We start from the raw sequence: 23,241 nt of genomic DNA on the forward strand, positions 1-23,241 counted from the left end.
GGTTTCTCTCCTTCAGGAAACGCGCTCGATGTCCTTGGCGGGCAAGGCTTCCGGTGCCGGTTCGGCGGGCAGGTAACGCTCGATGAAGAACTTGTAGATCGCCCCGCCGATGACCGCGCCGATCACCGGCGCCACGATCGGGATCCACCAGTACGGATAGCCGTATTGATCGGTGAACGCGGTGTCGTAGCCGGTGAGCCAGGACATCAGCCGCGGACCGAAGTCGCGGGCGGGGTTGATCGCGTAGCCGGCGTTGGTGCCCCAGGCCATGCCGATCGCGACCACCAGGAAGCCGACGACGACGGGGGCGAGGTTCGCGGCGGGCGCGGTGTTGCGCAGGTCGGTGATGGCGAAGATCACCAGTGCCAGGATCGCGGTACCGATGATCTGGTCCCGGAAGGCGCCCCAGTCACCCACCGGCAGGGTTCCGTTACCCGGAAGAGTGGAGAAGACGCCCTGCGTCTTGATCGTCAGGCCGGGGTCCGCGGCGTTGAGCACCTCGGTGTAGTTCCAGCGCACCAGCAGCGCGGCGAGGAACGCGCCGGCGGTCTGCGCCAAGGCATACGGGGCGACCTTGCGCCACGAGAAGCCCTTGAACACCGCGAGCGCCACGGTGATGGCGGGGTTCAGATGCGCGCCGCTGATCCGTGAAGCCACGTAGACACCCAGCGTGACACCGATTCCCCACGCCCACGCGATGCTGTCGTGGTCCCCGATGCCCGCGGCGACGACTTGGGCCACCACCCCGCAGCCGAACAGGATGAGGATCATCGTCCCGACGAACTCCGCCGCCAGTTCGCCCGCCAGTCCGCGAGCCTTGAGGTTTCGCACCATTGCTTCCTCCACAAAGGACACCGTTGCCCTGTTGAGGCCGAAGTTAAGTTCGTGGAAACGCGGGGTCAACGGACACCGGTCGGCATTGTCGAACGCCCGGAGACGATGTTCGACATTGTCGAATCAGGGCCGGTCGGGCTACGGTTGGGCCGTGCCCGGTCCGATCCAGTCCATCGAGCGCGCCGCCGCGATCCTGCGGTTGCTGGCGCGCGGTTCCGGCCGTCTCGGGGTCGGCGAGATCGCCGATTCCCTCGAACTCGCCAAGGGAACGGCACACGGGATCCTCCGTACCCTGCAAGGGGTCGGCTTTGTCGAACAAGACCGCGACACCGGGAAATACCAACTGGGCGCGGCGCTCCTGCACCTCGGCACGAGCTACCTCGACGTCAACGAACTCCGCTCCCGCGCGATCAACTGGGCCGACGCGCTGGCCGCGCGCAGCGGCGAGGCCGTCCGCATCGGCGCGCCGCTGGAGGGCCGGGTCCTGGTGGTGCACCACGTGTTCCGGCCCGACGACAGCCTGCAGACGCTCGACGTCGGCACGCTTCTGCCGTTGCACGCGACGGCGCTCGGAAAAGTCCTTCTGGCCTACGACACCGGTCTCGTGGCATCGTTGCGCACCGGCGGACCGGAGGCCTACACCCGCCGGACCCTGGTCACCCAGACCGCGATCAAACGCGCCTGCGGCAAGGTGCGCGAGGCGGGCTGGGCGAGCGAGAACGGCGAGATGATCACCGGCGAGGCCGGGATAGCCGCGCCGATCCGCGGCCACGGCGGCATCGTGGTCGGCGCGATCGGGGTCTCCGGCGCGGCGGAACGGATCTGTGAAGCCGACGGCAGCCCGATCCCGCGGCTGCTCGGTCACGTGCGCGACGCGGCACGGGCGGTCTCCCGCGATCTCGGCGCGTCCCGATGGTGATGGAGGTGCGCGCGTGGTCCAGCGCTACGTGATGTCGATCGACCAGGGCACCACCTCGACGCGGTGCATCCTGTTCGACGCGCGCGGCAGGCTGGTGTCGGTCGCGCAGCGCGAACACCAGCAGCATTTCCCGCGGCCGGGCTGGGTCGAACACGACGCGACGGAGATCTGGCGCAACGTCGGCCGGATCGTGCCGCAGGCGCTGGCCGACGCCGGTGTCGAAGCCGGCCAGGTGGTCGGGCTCGGCATCGCGAACCAGCGCGAGACGACGGTGCTGTGGGACCGGCACACCGGCAACCCGGTCGGGCGAGCGATCGTCTGGCAGGACACCCGCACCGACGCGATGCTCGAACACCTCGCCCGCGAGCCGGGCGCCGACCGCGTCCGGCGGCTGTGCGGGCTGCCGCTGGCCACGTACTTCTCCGCGCCGCGGATCCGGTGGATGCTGGAACGCACCCCTGGCCTGCGGGAACGCGCCGAACGCGGCGACGTCCTGTTCGGGACGGTGGAGAGCTGGCTGATCTGGAACCTGACCGGCGGCCCCGAGGGCGGCGTCCACGTCACCGACGTCACCAACGCCTCACGCACCATGCTGATGAACCTGCGCACGCTGTCGTGGGACGACGAACTGCTGGAGTTCTTCGACGTCCCGCGCGCGATGCTGCCGGAGATCCGCCCGTCGACCGAGGTGTACGGGACGACGTCGCGGGTGGTCCCCGGCATCCGGATCGCTGCGGCGCTCGGCGATCAGCAGGCGGCGCTGTTCGGCCAGACCTGCTTCGCGCCCGGCGAGGCGAAGTGCACGTACGGAACCGGCAGCTTCCTGCTGCTCAACACCGGACCGACGCCGGTGCTCTCGGCGCACGGCATGCTGACCACCGTCGGGTTCAAGATCGGCGACGAGCCCGCCGTGTACGCGCTCGAAGGGTCGATCGCGGTCACCGGCTCGCTGGTGCAGTGGTTCCGCGACGGGCTCGAACTGATCGGCAGCGCGCCCGAGATCGAGACGCTGGCGAGGACGGTCGAGGACAACGGCGGCTGCTACATCGTGCCCGCCTTCTCCGGTCTGTTCGCGCCGCATTGGCACAGCGAGGCGCGCGGCGTGATCGCCGGGCTGACGTCGTACATCACCAGGGGGCATCTGGCCAGGGCCGTCCTGGAGGCGACGGGCTGGCAGACCCGCGAGGTGGTCGACGCGATGAACGCCGACTCCGGGCTCGCGCTCTCGACGCTCAAGGTGGACGGCGGGATGACCGCCGACAACCTGCTGATGCAGTTCGTCGCCGACGTCCTCGACGTGCCGGTGGTGCGCCCGATGGTCGCCGAGACGGTGTCGCTGGGCGCGGCGTACGCGGCCGGATTGTCGGTCGGGTACTGGCCGGACCTGGAGGGTCTGCGGCGGAACTGGCACCGCGCCGGGCAGTGGCTGCCGACGATGGACCCCGCCCGCCGCGACAGTGAATACTCGCACTGGCGTCAGGCCGTGGAGCTGACGTTCGGCTGGATGCGTCCCGGCCCGACGGCCGCTCCCCCGGGCTCCGACCTGGTGGAGGTCGTCCTGGCCGATCACCGCCGGATCGAACAGCTGTTCCGCGACCTCCGCAACGACGAGGCCGACCGTCCGGCGCTGATCGCGGAGCTCTCGGCGTCCTTGGTCGCCCATGCGACCGCGACGGAGCGGATCGTCCGTCCCGATGCGACGGAGAGCGGGCTCGCGGACGAGCTGCTGGCCGTTCTGGAATCCGCTGACTCCGAGAAGGCGTTGGCAGCGCTGGAGAATTCGGTGGACGCGCATATCCGCGCGGAGGAACGCGGGTTGCTGAACGAGCTCCGGCGCACACTGTCCACTTCGGATCGCACCGGCCTCGGCCGGGCGTTCGTGGCCGAGCGGCAGCGGCAGCTGGACCTCGGCTGCGGTTCCGCCGCGCACGTCCGTGAGCAAGGTTCTCGGCTGCGCCTCTCGTGACGTGCTAGCCTGTCGCCGTGCGCCGCTGGACTCGACTCGTAGTCAAGCGCGCCGGCTGAACCAGGTCGTCGGCGCGCATTCCGGCGACCCCTCGATACGGGGCATCTCCCGGGACCTGGCCCTCCATGGCCTGTACGTTTTCCCGCCTTCGGAGACCACGATGTCGATCACCGCTTTCCAGGTTCCCGCCCCTCGCTCGTCCATGCTGGTCCGCCGCCGGATCGCCACGTACTTCGTCGGCGGCGTCGAACGGATCCCCGGCCTGCTCGACGCGCTCGGCTGCCTGGTCCACGATCTGTCCGTCGACGTCCGCGACGGCGTCCGGGAAAGCACCATGACCTGCGCCGTCCTGATCGACGCCGCCGAAGTCGAGCTCCTGCTGGCCCGGCTGCGCGACCTGACCTCCGTCGTCTCGGCCGAACTGGTCTGACCGTCCCGAAACCCGCAACACGCGTGATTGAACGGCGATCTCGCGTGATTGAGTGGCGATCACGATGATCGCCGCCTGATCACGCGAGTTCCGTCTCTGATCACGCGTGTGCGCCGTCTGATCACGCATGATCGCCGTTCGGGCACAAAGTCCCCTATGCCCGGAGTCACTTGCACGGTTCCATGCAGCCGGTCATCCAACGACCATCGGCCCTTGACTTAGTTAAGAAGCCTTCTTAACTTCGATTTCATGGCCGAAACTCCCCGAAACAGCAGGTCCCAAGCCTATCGTCGGCTCAGCTTGGCCGAGAAACACGACAAGTTCGTCAATCAGTACTCGCGGCGGACCCTGTTCCGGGTGGGTGCGGTGAGCGGCGCGGCACTCGCCGCCGGCGGCGTCCTGCTCCCGGGCGCGGCCGCGGCCTCCCCCGGGCCGATGGTGCTGCTCAACGCCGACAAGGTCGCCGGTTCGGCGCTGCGGCCGTTCGGACGGCACATCGCCTACGGGGCCGACCCGTCCCAGCAGGTCGTCGTCTCTTGGCAGGTACCGGCGGCGGTGACCGCGCCGTTCATCCGGATCGGCACCGTGCCCGGCGACTTCAGCCCGCCGATCCAGGCCGAGGTCCGGGCGCTGACCAGCCAGATGTCCTGGCAGCACCCGGTCGAGGAGGTCCCGCCGAACAGCCCGAAGTCGATCACCCAGTACTACCTCCACGCCCGGATCGACCGCCTCCTGCCCAACACCACGTACTACTACGTCGTCGGCCACGAGGGCTACGACCCCGCCGCCCGGCTCGGCGAGATGGCGAGTTTCCGCACCGCCCCCGCACCGGGAGGCGACGGCACGTTCACCTTCACCGCTTTCGGCGACCAGGGGGTCGGCTACAACGCCGTCGCGACCAGCAGCCTGATCGCGGGCCTCGATCCGGCCTTCCACCTCGCCATGGGCGACCTGAGCTACGCGCTCGAAGGCGAGGGCGGGCACCCGGAGGAAGACCAGTACGACGCGCGGCTCTGGGACTCCTTCTTCGTGCAGAACGAACCGGTGACCGCCGGGATCCCGTGGATGATGGCGCTCGGCAACCACGAAATGGAGGGCTGGTACTCCGAGGACGGTTACGGCGGCGTGCGGGCGCGTTTCACCATGCCGGACAACGCCTGGGACGGCTCCACCTGCATCTACTCGTGGCGCTATCAGAACGTCGGCATGATCAGCCTCGACGGTAACGACGTCTGCTACAACAGTCCGTCCAATCTGGACTACACCAAGGGCAAGCAGCTCAAATGGCTCGGCAAGACACTCGCCGCCTTCCGCGCCGACCCCACGATCGACTTCATCGTCGTCTACTGCCACCAGTGCACGTATTCCACCTGCCATTCCAACGGCGCCGAACTCGGCGCGCAGAAGGACTGGGCACCGTTGTTCGACAAGTACCAGGTCGACCTGGTACTCAACGGCCACAACCACATCTACGAACGCACCGACCCCATCCGGGCGGGCAAGGCCGTCAAGAAGGTGCCCTCGCGCGGGACCACCAACCCGGTCAAGGACGGCACCACCTACATCACCGCGGGCGGCGGTGGCGGTAGCGTCTCCGAGTTCCCGGCGCCCGACACGTACCTCGGTCATGAGACGAGCAACGACTCCCCCGTCCCGATGAAGTATTCGGAACGCGACGGCCAGGACCGCACCAAGAAGGTCACCTGGTCCCGGGTCCGGTTCCGCGGCTACAGCCTCGTCGCGGTCGACGTCGTCGCGGGCACGGGCACCACACCGCCCAAAATGGACGTTCGCGCGATCAGCGCCGACGGCACCCTTGTCGACCAGATCATCGTGCAGCGTTCCTGACCGGCGGCTGTTCCTCTCGTTACAGAGTCATGACACGAACAAGACGGGGCCACGATGATCGTCTCTGAACATCGGCACCATGTTCGACGAACGAACCAGGCCCATCGCAGTGCCCGGCGCGAACCGGCGATCACGACTCCGCGTGACGATCGTGATCGCCGTCCCGGTCATCGTCGCGATCCTCGGCTACGTGATCCTCCAGTCCGTCGCGGAAAGCCGGCCTGCTCCGGAAAGACGCGTCGCGACCGTGGTCTTCGACCGCGCCGCGGGCGAGCAGGTGATCGAGGAGAGAGGCTCGGAGAGGTTCCGCACGGCGTCGGTGGTGAAACTGTTCATCGCGCTGGACGCCGTCACCCGCAAGACGAGCAAGGCCGACGAAGCCCAGCTCCACCGGATGCTGGCGAAAAGCGACGACGCCGTCGCCAACACGCTCTGGACCAGGAACGGCGGCCCCGCGATCGTCACCAGGACGGTGGCGGCCGCGGGACTGAAGAACACCACCCCGCCTGCCGACGCGGGCCGCTGGGGCGACACATTGTCCACCGCGGACGACATCGCCGCGGTATACCGGCGCGTCCTCAAGCTGCCGAAGGCCAAGCGGGACGTCATCCTCGCGCCCTTGCGCCAGGCGAGCCGCACCGCTGCCGACGGGTTCGAACAGCACTTCGGCATCCCTACGGCCTTCGGCGACCGGCCGTGGGCCGTGAAACAGGGCTGGGCGGCCGGACGGGGTTCGGTGGACGCGCACACGACGGGGCTCGTCGGTGAAGGCGACCGCTACATCGTCGTCATCCTGTCCGGTTCCGCCGAGGGAACCGGCCTCGACGCGGCGACGGCGGCAGTCACTTCGGCGGCCAGGTCCCTGGCTCCACGACTGGGAAAGTGACTTCGGCCGCGTTTTCCACGGCGATCTTGAAAGCGCTTACAAGGAGGTCCGCGAAACAGGCTCGGGGAGCCGCCGAGCCCCCTCCCGTCTGAGCTTTCAGCGCGCCCAGCTGTTCACCGGCCAAGGGCGCGACCCGGTCCATGAACTGTCCGAGAAACCGCAGGGCGGCGACGGGCGGGATCCCGGCCACGGCGAGGTCCGTCACCGCGCGCGAAACGGACGGACGCACGACCGCCAGGGCTCCCGTCTCGTCCCTGCCGAGCACGCCGTGGCGTTCCAGGCACCGGGCGACGGCGGGCTGGTCGCGGGCGATGTCCGCCATCGCCGCGTCCAGCTGCTCGGCACGGTCCACTGTGGTCGTTCCGAGCATCGCGGCGATGGACACCAGGTTGAAGCCCTGTTTCTGCAGCATCGTGATGCGTCGCAGCCGCCGCAGATGGGCCGGGCCGTAGTAGGCGGACCTGCCGTGCCGGAGCGGCGGGGCGAGCAGGCCCCGCGTCTGATGGGCCCGGATATTGCGCGCCGACATGCCGACGATCGTGGAAAGTTCTTCGATCGTGTATCCGGCCGGCCTCGACGAAAAGGGCTTCACGCCGACAGCTTAACCAATGGTCGGATGAGTACACCACAGAGCCGGGGCAATGGCGGCGCCACTGTCAACCGGCTGAATCAGCGAGTTGCCATAAGTTCATCGGTTCCCGGCAACGAACGCAAGGTCGGCGGCCGGTTTACATGGTTTCGTGCCAAGCAATGCCGGATTTGGGGCGTTCCACCACCGCCGGTTACTCCAGTCAGGCGATCTTGATGGGCCGAGGACTTCTTTGCCGTTTAAATGCACCAGAGACATCCGATGTCTCAACTCTGTCGACGCCCGCGGAGCGCCGCTGAACCCGATGGTTGGTCGTCAAAGTTTCAACCTTTTCCCAGGAGGTTTCCATGTTCTGGAAACGGATCGCGGTCGCGGCCGTGGCCGCGACCGGTTTGGCCACGGCGCTGGTGGTGTCCCATCAGGACACTCCCGCCGCCGCGATAGAGCCCGCCGCGGCGAAAGTGCCCGCGTTCGACCACATCGTCCTCGTGATGTTCGAGAACAAGGACTACAAGGAGATCAGCGGCAGCTCCAAGGCGCCGTACTTCAACAAGCTCGCCTCGCAGGGCGCCAAGTTCACCAAGGCGTACGGGACGACGCACCCCAGCCAGCCGAACTACATCGCCCAGTTCGCGGGTTCGACGCACGGTGTCGACAGCAACAAATGCCAGGATCTCGGGAACAAGGAGAACATCGCGTCCCAGCTGGCGGGGATCGGCAAGAAGTTCGTCGGTTACGCGGAAAGCATGCCTTCCGACGGCTACACCGGCTGCACGAAGGGCAATTACGCCCGCAAGCACAACAGCTGGGTCAGCTTCAGCAATGTGCCGTCGTCGGCGAACAAAAGGTTCTCGTCGTTCCCGAGCGACTTCACCAAGCTCCCCCACGTCGCTTTCGTGACCCCGGACCTGTGCAGCGACATGCACGACTGTTCGGTCGACACCGGCGACAAATGGCTGAAGAAGAACCTCGACGCGTACGCGCAGTGGGCCAAGACGCACAACAGCCTGCTGATCGTCAATTTCGACGAGGACAGCGGGACGTCGGTGAACCAGATCTTCACGACGTTCGTCGGCGCCCACGTGAAGCCGGGCAGCTACAGCGAATCCATCAACCACTACTCGATCCTCCGCACGATGGAGGCGTCGTTCGGCCTGCCGGGCATCGGCAACGCGGCCAACAAGGCGCCGATCACCAGCGTGTGGCAGTAGCCGGGTGAACCCGCGGGCGTGTCCACTGTGGACGCGCCCGCGGGCGGAGAAGGGTGGTTCGTCGCGTGTACCTGTCCACGATCGGCCGCCGGGAGCATCCCGGTGGCGTGTCCAAGAAGTCCTTCGCCCTGCTGGGCGGGAACGTCTTCGCCCTGGGCACCGTCAGCCTCGTCACGGACGTCTCCTCGGAGATGGTGACGGCCGTGCTGCCGGTGTACCTGGTGCTCGGGCTGCACCTCGGCCCGGCGGCGTACGGCGTCGTGGACGGCCTCTACACCGGCGCGACCGCGCTGCTGCGCCTGGTCGGCGGCTACGTCGCCGACCGGGTGCGACGACGCAAGGCGGTCGCCGGGCTGGGCTACGCGATGTCGGCCGTGGCGAAACTGGGGCTTGTCGCCGCGGGATCGTCGGCGACCGCGATCGGCGTGGTGCTGACCGCGGACCGCACGGGCAAGGGGCTGCGGACCGCGCCCCGTGACGCGCTGATCACCCTGTCGGCCCCCGAACACATGCTGGGCCGCGCGTTCGGCGTGCACCGGGCGATGGACAGCGTCGGCGCGTTCCTCGGCCCGCTCGCCGCGGTCGCGGTGCTGGCCGTGGCGGGCTCGGCGACCGGGGTCGAGGGCTTCGACGCGGTCTTCGTGACCAGCTTCTGCATCGCCACCGCCGGAGTGCTGCTGCTGGCGTTGTTCGTCCGCGACCACCGCGCGCCCAAACCGCCGTCCGGCACCGTGTCCTTGCGAGCGGCGGCGGGGCTCCTGCGGGGCGCCGGCGTACGGCGGCTGCTGATCGCCGCGTGCGTCCTCGGCCTGGCCACCATCGGGGACGGCTTCGTCTATCTCCTGTTGCAGGACAAGGAAGACATCGCCACCGGCTGGTTCCCGCTGCTGGCCGTCGGGACCAACCTGGGCTATCTGCTGCTGGCCGCACCGCTCGGCGCGCTGGCCGACCGTATCGGCAGGCTGCCGGTGATGCTCGGCGGTTACGGCGCCCTGATCGCCGTCTACCTGCTGCTGCTCAGCCCGCTCACCGGCTGGGCGTTGTTCGCGCTCACCCTCGGGCTGTACGGCGTGTTCTACGCGGCGACCGACGGTGTGCTGATGGCGCTCGCCGGACCGCTGCTGCCCGAGGCGTTGCGCACCACCGGTATCGCGATCGTGCAGAGCGGGCAGGCGCTGGCGTACTTCGTCTCGTCCGTCCTTTTCGGACTCTCATGGCAGTTCTGGGGCGCGACCACGGCGATCACGATCGCCGCCGGGACGGTGCTCGCCGCCGTCGCCGCCACCTTCGTTCTCTTGGTTCCCCGCAGGAAGGCACGACCGTGAACACCCGCACCCGCGTTCTGATCGCCGTCACCGGAGTACTCACGCTGGCCGCGGCCGCCGTGATCTACGTCGGGGTGGCGGGCGCGCGCAACCAGGACACCGCGTCGGCGGGCACCAGCGGCGCCGTCACCCTCGAAGGCGGGCGGTTGCTCTTCCGCAGCACCGCCGACGCCGACCGCGGGCACGTGTCCAGTGTCAGCGCCGCCGACCCCGGCGGCGCACGGGCGGTGTCGACCGTCTCCTGCAGCCGGGTCTACGCGGCGGGTGGCACGGGGATCTGCCTGCGACCGGAAACCGGGCTCACCACGTATCAGCTGGCCGTGCTCGACGACCGTCTCGCGGTCACACAGGAGATCCCGCTGGTCGGCCTGCCCAACCGGGCACGGGTCTCGCCCGACGGGAAGCGGCTGGCCTGGACGGTGTTCGTCACCGGCGATTCCTACAACGGCGGCCGGTTCTCCACCCGGGCCGGCACCCTCGACCTCACCACCGACAACGTCGAGGGCACGCTGGAGGACTTCGCCGTGACCGTGGACGGCAAGCCGTACAAGGCGGCCGACTTCAACTTCTGGGGTGTCACCTTCACCCGTCAGCCTGGCCGGTTCTACGCCACCATGTCGACCGGCTCCCACCGGTACCTCGTCGAAGGCGACTCGGCCGCCCGGACCGTGAAGACCTTGCGGGACAACGTCGAATGCCCGTCCCTCTCCCCCGACGAGACCCGTGTCGCCTACAAGGCCGCCATCGACGGCGATCCCGCGAAGGGCTGGCGGGTGTCGGTGCTCGACCTCGCGAGCGGCACCGTGACGCCGCTGGCGGAGACCAGGAACGTCGACGACCAGCCCGCATGGCTCGACGACCGGACCGTCGCCTACGCCCTTCCTCGCACTCAAGGACACTCCGACGTCTGGGCCGTCTCCGCCGACGGCTCGGGCGCGCCGCGGCTGCTCATCCCGGAGGCCGAGTCACCCGCCGCGCTGCCCTAGGCACCGGTGATCAGGCGGACGCCTCGTAGGATCGGCCCGCCATGATCACGAACTTCCTGCTCGACCACTCCGCCCTCGTGCCGGTGGCGATCCTGCTGGTCGCGCTCGTCTGCGCCGTCCTGGGCCAGCTGTTCGCGGGCAGGCATCGAGTCCTCTGGACGCTCGCGGGAGTGGCGCTGGTGCCGGTCGTCGCGCTGACGCTGGTGCCCACCCGGCACACGATCGACGAGATCCTGTGCACGGTCCAGTTCTCCCTGCCCACGCTCGGCTCGGTGGAACTCCTGGCCAACGTCGCGCTGTTCCTGCCGCCGGTCTACTTCGCCGCGCTGGCATCCCGGCGGCCCGTGACGATGTTTGCGGCAGGCTCGGCGCTGTCCGCGGTGATCGAGGCGCTGCAGGCGGTCGTACCCGCGATCGGCCGCGCCTGCGACACCAACGACTGGCTGATGAACACCATCGGCGCCCTCCTCGCGGCGGGTATGGCGTGGCTGGTGGGCCGCCGCGCTCAGTCGGGCAGTTCCACGGGCGCGATGTCGTCGTAGACGTCGCCGGGCCCCGGGTTCGCCGGATCCGTCTCGCCACCGAAGTGGTGCAGGACGCCCCAGACCGCGTTGAGCGCCGTCTGCACCGCGCCTTCGGCCCAGCCCGCCGTCCAGGAGACGTCGTCGCCCGCCAGGAAGAGGCCGCGGTGACGCTCCTCCAGCCGGTCCTGCTTGAAGTGGGTGAACAGCCGGTGCTGGTAGCGGTAGTGACCGGGCAGGTTGGCCTTGAACGCACCCATGAAATGCGGTTCGGCCTCCCAGGACACGGTCACCGGGTCGCCGATGATGTGCCGCCGGACGTCGACGCCGGGGTAGATCTCCTTCAGCGACTGCAGCATCACCTCGACCCGCTCGGACACCGAAAGCGGCAGCCACTTCAGCGAATCGTCGGCCCAGGTGTAGGACAGGCAGATCACCGCGGGCGCGTCCGGGTCGTCGCCGAGCAGGTAGGTGCCGCGCGGCATGCGGTCGGTCAGCGTCATGCTCATCGTGTCGCGCCCGGTCTCCGGGTCCTTGTCCAGCCAGAACGGCCGGTCCACCGGGACGAAGACCTTCGAGGACTCCATGTAGTGCGTGCGCTCGATCGCCGTCCAGTGGTCGATCGGGAACAGCGCCTCGTCGCATGCGATCTTCGACAGCAGCATCCAGCTCTGCGCGGTGAACACCGCCGCCGGATAGGTGCGGATGCGGCCTTCGGTGTCGGTCACGGTGATGTTGTTCGGCGCGGTCCGGTGCAGCCGGGCGACGCCGGGGTTCGGGCTCCCGCCGTGCAGCGAGCTCAAACTCGTTCCGGCGGGCCAGAAAGCGATGTCCTCGGGCGCGTGTTCCCACAGCCGCAACGGAAGCCGCCTGCTGCCGCCGACGATGCTGCGGTGCTCGTCGTCGGCGCCGGTGTAGACCACCCGCAGGATCTCCAGGATGGAGTTCGGGAAGTCCGTGTCCCAGCCGCCGGTGCCGAAGCCGACCTGGCCGAAGATCTCACGGTCGCGGAAGGAGGCGAACGCGGGCGAATCGCAGAGGAAACCGTAGAAGGTCTGGTTGTCCAGCTTCGGGACGAGCTCGTTCCACAGCCGCTTGATCGTCTTCACGTCGCGGTCGCGGATCGCCTTCTGCATCTCGGTGAATGCGGCCTGCTCGGACAGTGTGCTGTCCCACGCGGCCGCGACCTTGCCGAAGACGGCGGGGAGTTCGTCCGCCGTGCGCGCGTAGTGGCTCTCCCCCTTGAGATCGACGACGGTGCTCGGCGTGCCCGGCGCCAGCGGGTTCGGGAACGGCGTGGTCTCCAGGCCGACCTTGTCGATGTAGTGGAACAGCGCGGTCGAGGCCGGCGGGAAGCGCATCGCGCCCATCTCCGCGACGACGTCGTCCGGGCAGCCGGGGAAGTTCACCGTGCGCAGGCGGCCGCCGATCTCGGCGATCTCGTACACGACCGGGCGCAGCCCGAGCTTCATCAGCTCGTACGCGGTGACGATGCCCGAGAGGCCGCCGCCGATCACCGCCACCTCGGTGCCGTGCCGCTCGGCCGGAAGGCTGCCGAGCCCGGCGGGGTGCGCGAGGAAATCGTCGTAGGCGAACGGGAAGTCGGGGCCGAACATGGTGATCGGGCGGCCCGCCGGTTCGTCGTGGTGGATCGCGGTCGGGAGGGCGGAGGTCATGCGGGAAGTCCTCGGTACAGATCGGGCCGTCGGTCGGCCAGGTGGGTGTTCTCCAGCCGCGACGCGGCGAGCGCGTCACGGGTCACATCGGCGCTGATCAGCTCCGGGCCGGCGCCCGCCCGGGCGAGTACCTCGCCGGTCGGGGCGACGACACAGGAGCGGCCGCAGTAGGTCAGCTCCTGTTCGGTGTCACACCGGTTCGCGTACGCGACGTACAGCTGGCTCTCGTAGGCACGAGCGGGCACCAGCGTGTCCGTGACCAGTTCGTACGGGCTCATCAGCGCGGTGGGCACCACGAGCAGTTCGGTCCCGGCCAGCGCGTGCGCCCGCACCAGCTCGGGGAACTCGACGTCGTAGCAGATCAGCAGGCCGATCCGGAGACCGTCGAGCTCCGCCTGCACGACCGCCTCGGCACCCGGCTCGAACCAGTCGCGGTCGATGTCGCCGAACAGATGCGTCTTGCGGTAGTTCGCCAGGCGTCGTCCGTCGCGGCCGATCAGCTGGACGCTGTTGTACACGCGGCCGCCGTCGGATTCGGGGTATCCGTAGGCCAGCGCTACGCCGGATTCCCTTGCCAGCTTGGACATCCGGGCCGCTGTCGGACCGTCGACGGGCTCGGCGAGCTCATGTGATCGAGCGCCGATGTGGTAGCCGGTCGTGATCATCTCGGCGGCGATCACGAGATCGGCGCCCGACGCCTCGACGGCGGACGGCAGCTCGGCGTACGAGCCCTGGTGGACGGCGACCCTCATGCCGACGACGATATCCGCCGTTTCGATGCACCGATAAGGGCGAATCGTTGCGCAGAAGATTGACAGACCAGCGAGTCAGTGCGGCATCGCGCAATCCAGCGGTGATCTGTTGTCTGGATCACCCGCCCGGCGGCGGCTCCTCCGCGTGATCGTCCGCCCAGCCGAGTGCCTCGGTGATCGCCTTCTCCGCGATGGCCGACATCGTCGACATGTAGGTACCGCTGACGTGGTTGTCGTCGAGGTAGACAAGTACGTTGCCGATCACCGGTGGGCAGACCTCGGCCGTGCAGAAGTAGTCGCTGAAGTCGAGGAACCGCACGTTGGACGGCAGATCCGGCATCGTCTCGTACGGTGGCTCCGCCGCATAGAGGTCGTAGCGCGGCGTGGCGCACTCGGGCGACTCCGCGCCGCGGCTCTCGACGCACGCCGACGGCGACTGGCCGAACCGCGGGTTGTCCCGCACCGCCAGCACCGGGATGCCCACCTCGTCGACCTTGCGCCACTGCGCGATGTAGCCGGCGGGAACCCGTTCTTCGACACCGACCTTCACGTCCCTGGTGCCGATCGTCATCACCGCGTCGGGACGGGTGGTGACGATTTCGTCCACCACGGCGGTGTTCCAGTCGATACAGGACTGGTCGCCCGGTACGGCGTCGGAGTCGGTGGAGAACGGGCAGCCACCGCGGAGGATCGACGTGACCTCCCAGTTCTTCTTCTCGGCGATCGGGAGGAGGGCGCCGAGGAACTGCCCGGCGTGCGAGTCGCCGGCGACCACGATCCGGCGAGTGGGATGCCCCGTGGTCTGCGACGTACACACTTCGAGATCGACGTTGCGCGGCGAGGTTCCGCACCGGGCCGGGTCGATCCCCGCCCAGTCTTCGGACACCGCGACGAACGACGGGACGAGCGCGGCGTCGGCGGCGCCCCAGTACGTGAACCCTTCGGTGTGCGCGAGCGCGCCGGGATGGTCGGGATCGTCGACCGCGATCGAGTAGTTCTCCGCCTGGCTCACGCTCACCCAGTGCCAGGCGCCGGTCGCGGCGAGCACGGCCGCGAGCGTCGCGGCACCGAACCGGTAGGCGCCCCACCGGTTCCCGGCCCCGATCGCGGACACGCGGACCGGCTTCTCGACCAGGTGATGGGTCAGCACGGCGAGGCCGAACGCCAGCGCGATGATCACCGCGCCCCCGCGCAGGCCGACCTCTTCCCGGTCACGTGCGACGAGGTAGAAGACCAGGACCGGCCAGTGCCACAGGTAGAGCGCGTAACTCAGGTCGCCCAGATACTTCAGCGGGCGGCTGCTGAGGAAACGGTCGGCGCCGGCTTTGAACGCGGTGTCCCCCGCGAGGATCACCAGCGCGGCCGAAACCGTCGGCCAGAGCGCGAGATAGCCGGGAAAGACCGTCCCGACCTGGAGCACCAGCCCGCAGGAAACCAGCCCGGCGACCCCGGCCCAGCCGAACACGACCCGCGCCGGCCGGGGCACCTGGATCCGGTCGATGAGCAAGGCGAGCAGGCCACCGAGCGCGAACTCCCAAACCCGCGTCAGCGAATCGAAGTACGCCAGCGGCTGATCGACCGCGGTCAGCCACACCGAGTACGCGAGCGAGGCGGCGAACACCACGCCGAGCGTCGTGGCCAGCAGCGGAAGCACGTTCCGGCCCGCCCGCTTGGCGATCAGGAGCACCAGCCCGACCAGCAACGGCCAGACGACGTAGAACTGCCCCTGGATCGACAACGACCAGAAATGCTGGACGACGCTCGCCGAGTTGTGCTGGGCGAAGTAGTCGGCGGAATCCGCCGCCAGCTGCCAGTTCTCCAGGTACAGCGCGGAGGCGACGACCTCCTTGATCGTCTGGAACCAGCGGTTCTGCGGCAGCAGCACCATGCTCACCGCGACCACCAGCAACAGCACCGTGAGCGCGGCCGGGAACAGCCGCTTGATCATCCGGCCCCACATCGGCCGGTACTCGATCCGCCCGCGCGACGCCGCGCGGTAGAGCTGGCCGGTGACGAGGAACCCGGAGATCAGGAAGAACGCGTCGACGCCGCCGGAGATCCGGCCGAGCCACACGTGGTAGACGACCACCAGCACGCACGCGAGCGCCCGCAGTCCCTGGATTTCCGGGCGGAACCGCCGCTCCGTCTCCCGCACACAACCACCACCATGATCACCGGCCGCCGACGGGCCGGGACCCTACGGCAGGAAGCTGTGAGCAAGCTATGCCCCCTCGTGGTGTGGGTGGCAGTTGATCGCAAGTCCGTGAAGGCCCCCTTGCCTACCCTGAAGGTAGGGAAGGAGGCCTTCACGGACTACACGATCGCCACCCCGCGGCCCCACCAGCCCCAGCAGTCACAGCGACCGCGCGTGAAGGCCCCCTTCCCTCGGCTCAGCCGAGGAAACTCGACCTTCACCCCTTCCCAAGTACGTGAAGGCCCCCTTCCTTGCGCTAGACGCAAGGAAGGGGGCCTTCACGTACTGCAGGAGCTAGCGTGGTGGGGCGCCACTCACGACGCCGCGGGCAGGATCAGGTCGACTTCTGGCCGTCGATGCTCTCCCGCAGGATGTCGGCGTGCCCCGCGTGCTGCGCGGTCTCGGCGATGACGTGCGCCAACACCCGGCGCACGCTGCGCACCGCGCCCGGCGGGTTCCAGGGCGCCTCCGGCAGCGGATGCGTCGCGGAAAGGTCCGGGATCGACGAGACGATCTCCCTCGTCCGCGCGGCCACCTCCTCGTAGCGCGCGAGGATCCCCGCGAGGGTGTCGCCGGGCAGCATCCTGAAGTTGTTCTGGTGGTCGATCGCCCACTGCGGGAACTCGCGGGCGGTCCCGGCGCCGATCTCCGCCCAGGTGACGCCTTCCGGCAGGTCGTAGGTCATCGCGGTCGGACCCTCGACCACGAAGCGCAGCCACATCTCCTCGATCGAGGCGACGTGTTTGATCAGCCCGCCGAGGCTCAGCTCGCTGACCGTCGGATGCTCGTCGAGCTGCTCGTCCGTGAGGCCCTGGACGGTGGTGGTCAGCGTGGCGCGGACGGTGTCGAGGGCTTCGAGCAGGTCGGCGCGTTCGGCGTCGAGGATGGTGGCGGTCATCGGGCCCTCCGTGTTGTCGTTTTCTGGCACGACATGACTCTCGCAGGGGTAGAGGACAGGTTGTGGCCGCTACTCCAGGCATTATGAAGAACATGCCGAAGACCTCCGCGCGACTGCTGTCGATGCTCTCGTTGCTGCAGGCCCGCCGCGACTGGCCGGGGGCGCTGCTGGCCGAGCGGCTCGACATCAGCCCGCGCACCGTGCGGCGCGACGTCGACAGGCTTCGAGAGCTCGGCTATCCCATCGCGACCATCAAGGGGCCCGACGGCGGGTACCGGCTCGACGCCGGATCCGAGCTGCCACCGCTGCTGTTCGACGACGAACAGGCGGTCGCGCTGGCCGTCGCGCTCCAGATCGCCACCACCAGCGGCGCGGGCATCGAGGAGGCGGCGATGCGGGCCCTGCACACCGTCCGTCAGGTCATGCCCTCCCGGCTGCGGCGCCGGATCGACACGGTGCGGGTCACGGCCGTCGAATCACCCGCGAGCCGCTCGGAGCCCCGCGTCGACGGCGATGTCCTGCTCGCGCTCGGCGCGGCGGTGCACGCCCGCGAGATCCTGCGGTTCGACTACGCGGACGCGCGGCGCCGGGCCGAACCGCATCACCTCGTCACCTGGCACGGCCGCTGGTATCTCGTCGCCTGGGATCTGGATCGCGCGGATTGGCGCACCTTCCGGGCCGACCGGATCTCGCCGCGCACTCCGACCGGCCCGAGGTTCACGCCGCGTGAGCTGCCGGTCCCCGACGTCGCCACCTTCGTCGCGAGCCGGTTCCGTGGCGCGTCCGAGTCCGGCGAATGGCCGTGCCGCGGCGAAGTCATCCTCGATCTCCCAGCGGCCACGGTGTCCCACTACGTCCGCGACGGCGTCGTGGAGGAACTCGGGCCGGATCGGTGCCGTCTGGTGCTGGGGTCGTGGTCGTGGGCCGGGCTCGCGGCGAGTATCGGCCGGTTCGACGCCGACATCGAGGTCGTCGGGCCACCCGAACTCAGGGAGGCTTTCGCCGTGCTGGCCCGCCGTTACGCGAAGGCCGCCCGCTGAACATGGCTACGGCGCCGGGAACCGCCCAGGGTCTGGAGGCGGTGCCCGACGCCGTCGACCGCCCGTGGTCCGGGGGCGGCGCCCTCCGGTGCCGGCCCGCCCGGGGTCCGGCACCGAAGCCTCTGGGCCGTCACGACTTGTGGTGTACCTCCTGGAGCCCGTACACCGGCGTCGGGATGCCCTCGTAGCGCGCTTTCAGTTGCAGCGCGAGGTAAAGGGAGTAGTGCCGCGACTGGTGGAGGTTCCCGCCGTGGAACCACAGGCCTTCCTTCTGCGTGGGCTTCCACATGTTGCGCTGCTCCCCCTCCCACGGTCCGGGGTCCTTCGTCGTGCCGGAGCCCAGGCCCCAGCATTTGCCGACGAGGTCCGCGGTCTCCTGGCCGACCAGGTCGGCGACCCAGCCGTTCATCGAGCCGTAGCCGGTGGCGTAGACGACGACGTCCGCCTTCAGCTCCGTGCCGTCGGACAGCACCACCGCGTCGCGGGTCAGATGGTCGACCTGGCCGTGGGCCAGTTTGATCTTCCCGTCGGCGACGAGTTCCGACGCGCCGACGTCGATGTAGTAGCCGGAGCCGCGCCGCAGGTACTTCAGGAACAGACCGGAACCGTCGTCGCCCCAGTCGTGCTGGAACCCGGCCGCCTCCAGCCGCGCGTAGAAGTCCTTGTCCCGCTCACGGATCGCGTCGTACACCGGGATCTGGAACTGCGGCATGATCCGGTACGGGATCGACGCGAAGATCATGTCCGCCTTGTCGGTGGTGACCCCCGAGCGCACCGCGCGTTCCGAATACAGGTCGCCGAGCCCCAGGTCCATCAGCGAATCCGACTTCACCACATGCGTCGACGAGCGTTGCACCATGGTGACGTCGGCGCCGTGTTCCCACAGCGCCGCGCAGATGTCGTGCGCGGAGTTGTTGGAGCCGACCACAACCGCCTTCTTGCCGGCGTAGGAATCCGGGCCGGGGTGCTGGGACGAATGGTGCTGGTCGCCCTCGAAGTCGTCCATTCCCGGGAACGACGGGAGATTCGGCTTGCCGGACATCCCGGTCGCGAACACGACGTGCCGCGGGGTGAGCACCAGTTCCTCGCCCTCGCGGACGACGGTCACCAGCCACTGCTGCTTTTCCTCGTCCCAGGACGCCGAGGTGACCTCGGTGCTCGTCCAGTACGGGACTTCCATGAGCCGCGTGTACATCTCGAGCCAGTCGGCGATCTTGTCCTTGGGCGCGAACACCGGCCAGTTGTCCGGGAACGGCAGATAGGGCAAGTGGTCGTACCAGACCGGGTCGTGCAGGCAGAGGTTCTTGTACCGCTTGCGCCACGAGTCGCCGGCCCGCTGGTTGCGTTCCAGGACGAGCGTGGGCACGTCGAGCTGCCGCAGCCTGGCACCGAGCGCGATCCCGCCCTGTCCTCCGCCGATGACGACGACGTACGGCTGCTGCTCGTAGCCGAGCCGGGTCTGTTCCTCCTCGCGTTTCTCCGCCCACGACTTCCGGCCGCGAACGACGCCGTGCTCGACGCCCTTCGGCCGCTGTTCGTTGCGACGTTCCTCGAAACCCTTGAGCTCGCGCAGGCTGGTCAGCAGGGTCCACGCGCCTTCGTCCTTCAGCCTCAAGTGGCCCTTCGCGCGACCGGTCGCGGTTTCGAATTCCAGCCACGCTTCGGTCACGCCGTCGGCTTCGGTCGGCGTCTCGGTCGTGCGGAACCCGGAGGGGTCGATCCGGTCGAGGCAGTCGCCGAGCATGCCGGCCACCTCGTCGCGTCCTTCGACCGTCTTGATCGTCCAGGTGAAGGCGACCAGGTCACGCCAATAACTGTCGACGGCGAAAAGCGCTGCGGCGGCTTCGACGTCGCGGGCGGCGAGGGCCGATTCGAATCGGCTCAGCCAGGCGTCCACCCGAGCCTGCGGCGAGCCCGTCGCCTCGATCCGGTCCACCGTCTGTGTCATGGCCACTCCTGAACTTCGGCGTTCGGCTGTTACCCCGATCACACGCCGCGGGCGGGTGGAGCGGCAAGGGTTGCAGCGAGTTGCAGCGCGACTCCGTGGCGCGCCTCGTCCGCCGGTCCTATGCTGGTCAGTCGACGCGATGGTGCGGAGGTGGCGTGTGGGCGTGCACAGCTCGGTCCCGCCAGGCGCCGACCTGCCGATGCACGCCCGCGACCTGATCCGCATGCACGAAGCCGTCATCGGCGGCGGCCGCCCTCGGGTCCGGCCGCGGCCGCTGGTGTCGCGCTCCTGGTCGCGGATGCTGAGCCTGGGGCTCGCCGCCGACGGCGTGAACACCCGGGATTCGGTGCCGCTCGACGAGGTCGCCCGCCGTCGACGCGCTTCCCCCTTGCGGCTGGTGGTGGACGATCTCGGGCAGGTGGTCGGCGCGACGGCCGACACCGCGAACATGCTGCTCGTGGTGACCGACGCCGACGGCATCATCCTCTGGCGGGTGGGTTCGCCCGCCGTGCGGCGCCGGGCCGACACCCTGGGCTTCACCGAAGGCGCCGTCTGGACCGAGACCAGGGTCGGCACCAACGCGATCGGCACCGCGCTCGCCGAGGCCGCGCCGGTGGAACTGCTCGCCGGGGAACATTTCGAACAGGGTCAGCATCCCTGGTACTGCACCGCGTCGCCGGTGCACGATCCGCGCACCGGCGAACTGCTCGGCGTGATCGACGTCAGCGGTCCCGCGCTCACCTTGCATCCGGCGATCGGCGCGCTGGTGGAGACCGGACGTCGGCTGGTCGAATCCGAACTCTGGCGGCACCACCAGCAGGGTCTGGACCGATTGCGCCGGACCGCCGAACCGGTGGTGACCGGCGTGGGCGGCCCGGTCCTGCTGGTGGACGACGACGGCTGGGTGGCCCACTCCGCCGGGGTCGCCTCCGGCGCGCGGATCGCCGCGCCGTCGGAAGGACAGATCCTCGCCGTGCCCGGACTCGGCGCCTGCCTGCCCGAGCGGCTGGCCGAAGGCTGGCTCGTCCGTCCCGCCGACACCGCGCGCCAGGTGCGGCTGGAACTCGAACTCGGCCACGCGCCGATGCTGCGGATGGCGTCGGGTGACGTCGGCTGGGTCCGCACGGTGACACCGCGGCACGCGGAGATCCTGGTGCACCTCAACACGGCAGGCCTGTCCGGGCTTTCGGCCGAGGCGCTCAGCAGGGCGCTTTACGGTGACGCCGAACACCTCGTCACCGTCCGTGCCGAGGTTTCCCGGCTGCGACGACTGCTGGGGGCCATTGTGGACACCCGGCCGTACCGGCTCGCCGCGGGTGTCACCCTGACAGTCCATAAAGGACTCGAAGTCGGCGGCTGAACCTCGCCCGGTTGCCGGGCGATCGGTCCGGGTACTCCGCGCGCATGGAGATCTTGCTCGCCGGAGCGGGCGTTCTGGCGTTGTGCGCCGCCGTGCTGCCGAACCTGCTGCACGAACGCGCGTTGTCGATGCCGCTGGTCCTGTTGATGGGCGGGCTGGTCTTCGGGCTGCTTCCCTTCCCGCACCCGTACGGCCAGGGTGTCCTCGACCCGCGGTCGCAAGTGGGCGCCGTCGAGGTGATCACCGAACTCGGCGTCCTGGTGTCGCTGGTCGGCGCGGGGCTGAAGTCCGACCGGCTGATCGGCTGGCGATCGTGGAACTCGACGTGGCGGCTGCTGGCGATCACGTTGCCGCTTTCGGTCTGCGCGGTCGCGTTCCTCGGCTGGTGGGCGCTCGCCCTGTCCCCCGCCGCCGCGCTGCTGCTGGGCGCCGCGCTTTCCCCGACCGACCCGGTGCTGGCGAGCGACGTCCAGGTGCCCGCGCCGCATACCGGCGACGGGCGGGGCTCGGACAACGAGATCAGGTTCACGCTGACCTCGGAGGCCGGGCTCAACGACGGTCTGGCGATGCCGTTCGTGTTGCTGGCGCTCGTCTGGGCGGGGACGGCGAGCACGTCGCCGGTGCCCTGGCTGCTGACCGAGGTCTTGGTCCCGCTCGCGATCGCCGTCCTGGTCGGCTTCGTCTGTGGACGGTTGCTGTCGTGGCTGATGTTCCGCGTGCAACATGAAAGGCTGCGCCTGGGTGAATATTCCGACGGCCTGGTGGTGCTGGCCATCGCGTTCCTCCCTTTCGCACTCTGCGAGTGGCTGGGCGGCATCGGCTTCGTCGCGGTGTTCATCGCCGCGGCGACCATCCGCGCCAGCGAACGGTCGCACGAGTACCACGGGGTACTGCACGAATTCGGCGATCAGCTGGAACGGCTCTTCGTCGCGCTGGCCCTGCTCGGTCTCGGTGTCGCGCTGGGCGACGGGCTGCTGGCGGGTCTGACGCTCGCCGAAATCCTGGTGGCGGTCGCGGCGGTGGTCATCGTCCGCCCGCTGTTCGGCGGCCTGGCGCTGCTCGGCGGCGCCACCACCCGTCCGGCGGCGACGGCGATCGCGTTCTTCGGCATCCGCGGGATCGGCAGTCTCTACTACCTCTCGTACGCGCTGGGGCACGGCGATTTCCCGATGGCCGACTCGTTGTGGCGTGTCACGGCGCTGACGATCGCGGTTTCGGTGCTCGTGCACGGGCTGCTGTCCGGTCCGGTGATGCGCAGGCTGGAGGACCGGGGAATGCAGAACCTGGAGAACGGGCCCTTCAAGCACGAAACCTAGCGATGCCACTCCCGGCCCTCGAGCCGCGCCTTCACCCGCCGCAACGTCGTCGCGATATTCGCCTGATTCGTCCCGGCGCGATCCGGCTCACCGGTGATGAGGATGGCGAGCGGGACGAACCACGGGGGCACCCGCAGCCAGTTCGTCACGGTGAGCCGGCTGCCGTCGCCTTCGGGGACGATGTCGTACTCCCACCGCGAAATCGGCACGAAGAACGGCGTGCGCACCCGGTAGGCGAACCGCCGCCCTGGCTCGGCCTCGACGATCTCTGCGTGGGTCACCCAGCGCCGTCGTCCGTTGCGGTTGCTGCCGGCGAACCAGTTCCCGACGCGCGCTCCGGTCGCGCCGCGGATCCAGCGGGCCTTGCGCAGTTCCTCGGTGCACTCCGACATCGCGACCGGATCGCTGACGAGCCGGTACACCTGCTCGGGGCCGGCGCCGATCGTGACCTCCCCGGTCGCGATCGGTTCGCTGTAGGTCAGGCTGTCCCTCGGCTTCGTCGCCATCGCGCCTCCCAGTCGACTTCGCCAGCCCACCAGCAG

At 69.1% G+C, this 23,241-nt stretch carries 20 protein-coding genes; 12 read left to right on the forward strand and 8 right to left on the reverse strand.

Translation table 11 applies throughout. The annotated features are described in order from the left end of the window. Window positions 1-12 precede the first annotated feature (12 nt). Window positions 13-834, reverse strand: a complete 822-nt coding sequence (locus AB8M46_RS23600; protein WP_394361597.1) for an MIP/aquaporin family protein — start codon at window positions 832-834, stop codon at window positions 13-15. Window positions 835-985: 151 nt separating this feature from the next. On the opposite strand from AB8M46_RS23600, the gene AB8M46_RS23605 reads away from it, so the two are divergent. From AB8M46_RS23605 to AB8M46_RS23625, 5 genes are all read left to right on the forward strand, one after another. Next, window positions 986-1,753 carry an IclR family transcriptional regulator gene (locus AB8M46_RS23605; RefSeq protein WP_016335197.1) on the forward strand — a complete coding sequence of 256 codons (768 nt, stop codon included), beginning with the start codon at window positions 986-988 and terminating at the stop codon, window positions 1,751-1,753. 13 nt (window positions 1,754-1,766) lie between these two features. Further along, the gene (gene glpK, locus AB8M46_RS23610; RefSeq protein WP_394361598.1) at window positions 1,767-3,719 is read left to right on the forward strand and encodes a glycerol kinase GlpK; all 1,953 of its coding nucleotides are present in this window, start codon (window positions 1,767-1,769) and stop codon (window positions 3,717-3,719) included. 160 nt (window positions 3,720-3,879) lie between these two features. Next, window positions 3,880-4,149, forward strand: a complete 270-nt coding sequence (locus AB8M46_RS23615) for a hypothetical protein (protein ID WP_394361599.1) — start codon at window positions 3,880-3,882, stop codon at window positions 4,147-4,149. A 300-nt stretch (window positions 4,150-4,449) separates the two neighbouring features. Beyond that, window positions 4,450-5,997 carry a purple acid phosphatase family protein gene (locus AB8M46_RS23620; protein WP_394361600.1) on the forward strand — a complete coding sequence of 516 codons (1,548 nt, stop codon included), beginning with the start codon at window positions 4,450-4,452 and terminating at the stop codon, window positions 5,995-5,997. Window positions 5,998-6,076: 79 nt separating this feature from the next. Continuing rightward, entirely contained in the window at window positions 6,077-6,883 is an 807-nt protein-coding gene (locus AB8M46_RS23625) for a serine hydrolase (RefSeq protein ID WP_394361601.1), read from the forward strand. On the opposite strand, the gene AB8M46_RS23630 is transcribed toward AB8M46_RS23625, so the two are convergent. After that, window positions 6,840-7,475, reverse strand: coding sequence for a MerR family transcriptional regulator (locus AB8M46_RS23630; protein ID WP_394361602.1), 636 nt, complete (start codon window positions 7,473-7,475; stop codon window positions 6,840-6,842). The genes AB8M46_RS23625 and AB8M46_RS23630 overlap by 44 nt on opposite strands. A gap of 344 nt (window positions 7,476-7,819) precedes the next feature. On the opposite strand from AB8M46_RS23630, the gene AB8M46_RS23635 reads away from it, so the two are divergent. From AB8M46_RS23635 to AB8M46_RS23650, 4 genes are all read left to right on the forward strand, one after another. Continuing rightward, complete coding sequence (locus AB8M46_RS23635; protein WP_073844219.1) at window positions 7,820-8,683, forward strand: alkaline phosphatase family protein; 864 nt, start codon at window positions 7,820-7,822, stop codon at window positions 8,681-8,683. Window positions 8,684-8,748: 65 nt separating this feature from the next. Next, window positions 8,749-10,008 (forward strand): MFS transporter, encoded by a 1,260-nt coding sequence (locus AB8M46_RS23640; RefSeq protein WP_394361603.1) that lies wholly within the window; start codon window positions 8,749-8,751, stop codon window positions 10,006-10,008. Continuing rightward, entirely contained in the window at window positions 10,005-10,994 is a 990-nt protein-coding gene (locus AB8M46_RS23645) for a TolB family protein (RefSeq protein ID WP_394361604.1), read from the forward strand. The genes AB8M46_RS23640 and AB8M46_RS23645 overlap by 4 nt, the downstream gene beginning before the upstream one ends. A gap of 41 nt (window positions 10,995-11,035) precedes the next feature. Continuing rightward, window positions 11,036-11,536, forward strand: a complete 501-nt coding sequence (locus AB8M46_RS23650; RefSeq protein WP_394361605.1) for a VanZ family protein — start codon at window positions 11,036-11,038, stop codon at window positions 11,534-11,536. Here AB8M46_RS23650 and AB8M46_RS23655 read toward each other — a convergent pair. From AB8M46_RS23655 to AB8M46_RS23670, 4 genes are all read right to left on the reverse strand, one after another. Beyond that, entirely contained in the window at window positions 11,500-13,191 is a 1,692-nt protein-coding gene (locus AB8M46_RS23655) for a flavin monoamine oxidase family protein (protein ID WP_378426282.1), read from the reverse strand. The genes AB8M46_RS23650 and AB8M46_RS23655 overlap by 37 nt on opposite strands. Next, a complete protein-coding gene (locus AB8M46_RS23660) occupies window positions 13,188-13,943 on the reverse strand; it encodes a carbon-nitrogen hydrolase family protein (RefSeq protein WP_394361606.1) in 756 nt (251 codons plus the stop codon). The genes AB8M46_RS23655 and AB8M46_RS23660 overlap by 4 nt, the downstream gene beginning before the upstream one ends. 118 nt (window positions 13,944-14,061) lie before the next feature. Next, window positions 14,062-16,098, reverse strand: a complete 2,037-nt coding sequence (locus tag AB8M46_RS23665; RefSeq protein WP_394361607.1) for an acyltransferase family protein — start codon at window positions 16,096-16,098, stop codon at window positions 14,062-14,064. Between the two features lie 373 nt (window positions 16,099-16,471). Next, complete coding sequence (locus tag AB8M46_RS23670; protein WP_394361608.1) at window positions 16,472-17,035, reverse strand: DinB family protein; 564 nt, start codon at window positions 17,033-17,035, stop codon at window positions 16,472-16,474. Window positions 17,036-17,127: 92 nt separating this feature from the next. Between AB8M46_RS23670 and AB8M46_RS23675 the strand changes: the two genes are divergently transcribed. Next, window positions 17,128-18,075 carry a helix-turn-helix transcriptional regulator gene (locus tag AB8M46_RS23675; RefSeq protein ID WP_394361609.1) on the forward strand — a complete coding sequence of 316 codons (948 nt, stop codon included), beginning with the start codon at window positions 17,128-17,130 and terminating at the stop codon, window positions 18,073-18,075. A gap of 130 nt (window positions 18,076-18,205) precedes the next feature. Here AB8M46_RS23675 and AB8M46_RS23680 read toward each other — a convergent pair whose 3' ends face one another. Then, a complete protein-coding gene (locus AB8M46_RS23680; protein WP_378426272.1) occupies window positions 18,206-20,023 on the reverse strand; it encodes a flavin-containing monooxygenase in 1,818 nt (605 codons plus the stop codon). 157 nt (window positions 20,024-20,180) lie between these two features. Between AB8M46_RS23680 and AB8M46_RS23685 the strand changes: the two genes are divergently transcribed. Both AB8M46_RS23685 and AB8M46_RS23690 read left to right on the forward strand, forming a co-directional pair. Further along, on the forward strand, window positions 20,181-21,383 hold the full coding sequence (locus AB8M46_RS23685; protein ID WP_038511905.1) for a GAF domain-containing protein: 1,203 nt from the start codon (window positions 20,181-20,183) through the stop codon (window positions 21,381-21,383). Between the two features lie 44 nt (window positions 21,384-21,427). Beyond that, entirely contained in the window at window positions 21,428-22,699 is a 1,272-nt protein-coding gene (locus AB8M46_RS23690; protein ID WP_394361610.1) for a cation:proton antiporter, read from the forward strand. On the opposite strand, the gene AB8M46_RS23695 is transcribed toward AB8M46_RS23690, so the two are convergent. Continuing rightward, window positions 22,696-23,205 (reverse strand): SRPBCC family protein, encoded by a 510-nt coding sequence (locus tag AB8M46_RS23695; protein WP_394361611.1) that lies wholly within the window; start codon window positions 23,203-23,205, stop codon window positions 22,696-22,698. The genes AB8M46_RS23690 and AB8M46_RS23695 overlap by 4 nt on opposite strands. Window positions 23,206-23,241: the final 36 nt, after the last annotated feature.

It is taken from the genome of Amycolatopsis sp. SB7-3 (assembly GCF_041021335.1).
Taxonomy (GTDB): domain Bacteria; phylum Actinomycetota; class Actinomycetes; order Mycobacteriales; family Pseudonocardiaceae; genus Amycolatopsis; species Amycolatopsis japonica.

What these genes read in the sequence shown, in the direction of transcription:
- AB8M46_RS23625 (WP_394361601.1), top strand. Translation starts at nt 6,077, where the DNA reads ATGTTCGACGAACGAACCAGGCCCATCGCAGTGCCCGGCGCGAACCGG.
- AB8M46_RS23690 (WP_394361610.1), top strand. Translation starts at nt 21,428, where the DNA reads ATGGAGATCTTGCTCGCCGGAGCGGGCGTTCTGGCGTTGTGCGCCGCC.
- AB8M46_RS23670 (WP_394361608.1), bottom strand. Translation starts at nt 17,035, where the DNA reads ATGACCGCCACCATCCTCGACGCCGAACGCGCCGACCTGCTCGAAGCC.
- AB8M46_RS23615 (WP_394361599.1), top strand. Translation starts at nt 3,880, where the DNA reads ATGTCGATCACCGCTTTCCAGGTTCCCGCCCCTCGCTCGTCCATGCTG.
- AB8M46_RS23680 (WP_378426272.1), bottom strand. Translation starts at nt 20,023, where the DNA reads ATGACACAGACGGTGGACCGGATCGAGGCGACGGGCTCGCCGCAGGCT.
- AB8M46_RS23675 (WP_394361609.1), top strand. Translation starts at nt 17,128, where the DNA reads ATGCCGAAGACCTCCGCGCGACTGCTGTCGATGCTCTCGTTGCTGCAG.
- AB8M46_RS23655 (WP_378426282.1), bottom strand. Translation starts at nt 13,191, where the DNA reads ATGACCTCCGCCCTCCCGACCGCGATCCACCACGACGAACCGGCGGGC.
- AB8M46_RS23650 (WP_394361605.1), top strand. Translation starts at nt 11,036, where the DNA reads ATGATCACGAACTTCCTGCTCGACCACTCCGCCCTCGTGCCGGTGGCG.
- AB8M46_RS23600 (WP_394361597.1), bottom strand. Translation starts at nt 834, where the DNA reads ATGGTGCGAAACCTCAAGGCTCGCGGACTGGCGGGCGAACTGGCGGCG.
- AB8M46_RS23695 (WP_394361611.1), bottom strand. Translation starts at nt 23,205, where the DNA reads ATGGCGACGAAGCCGAGGGACAGCCTGACCTACAGCGAACCGATCGCG.
- AB8M46_RS23635 (WP_073844219.1), top strand. Translation starts at nt 7,820, where the DNA reads ATGTTCTGGAAACGGATCGCGGTCGCGGCCGTGGCCGCGACCGGTTTG.
- AB8M46_RS23660 (WP_394361606.1), bottom strand. Translation starts at nt 13,943, where the DNA reads ATGAGGGTCGCCGTCCACCAGGGCTCGTACGCCGAGCTGCCGTCCGCC.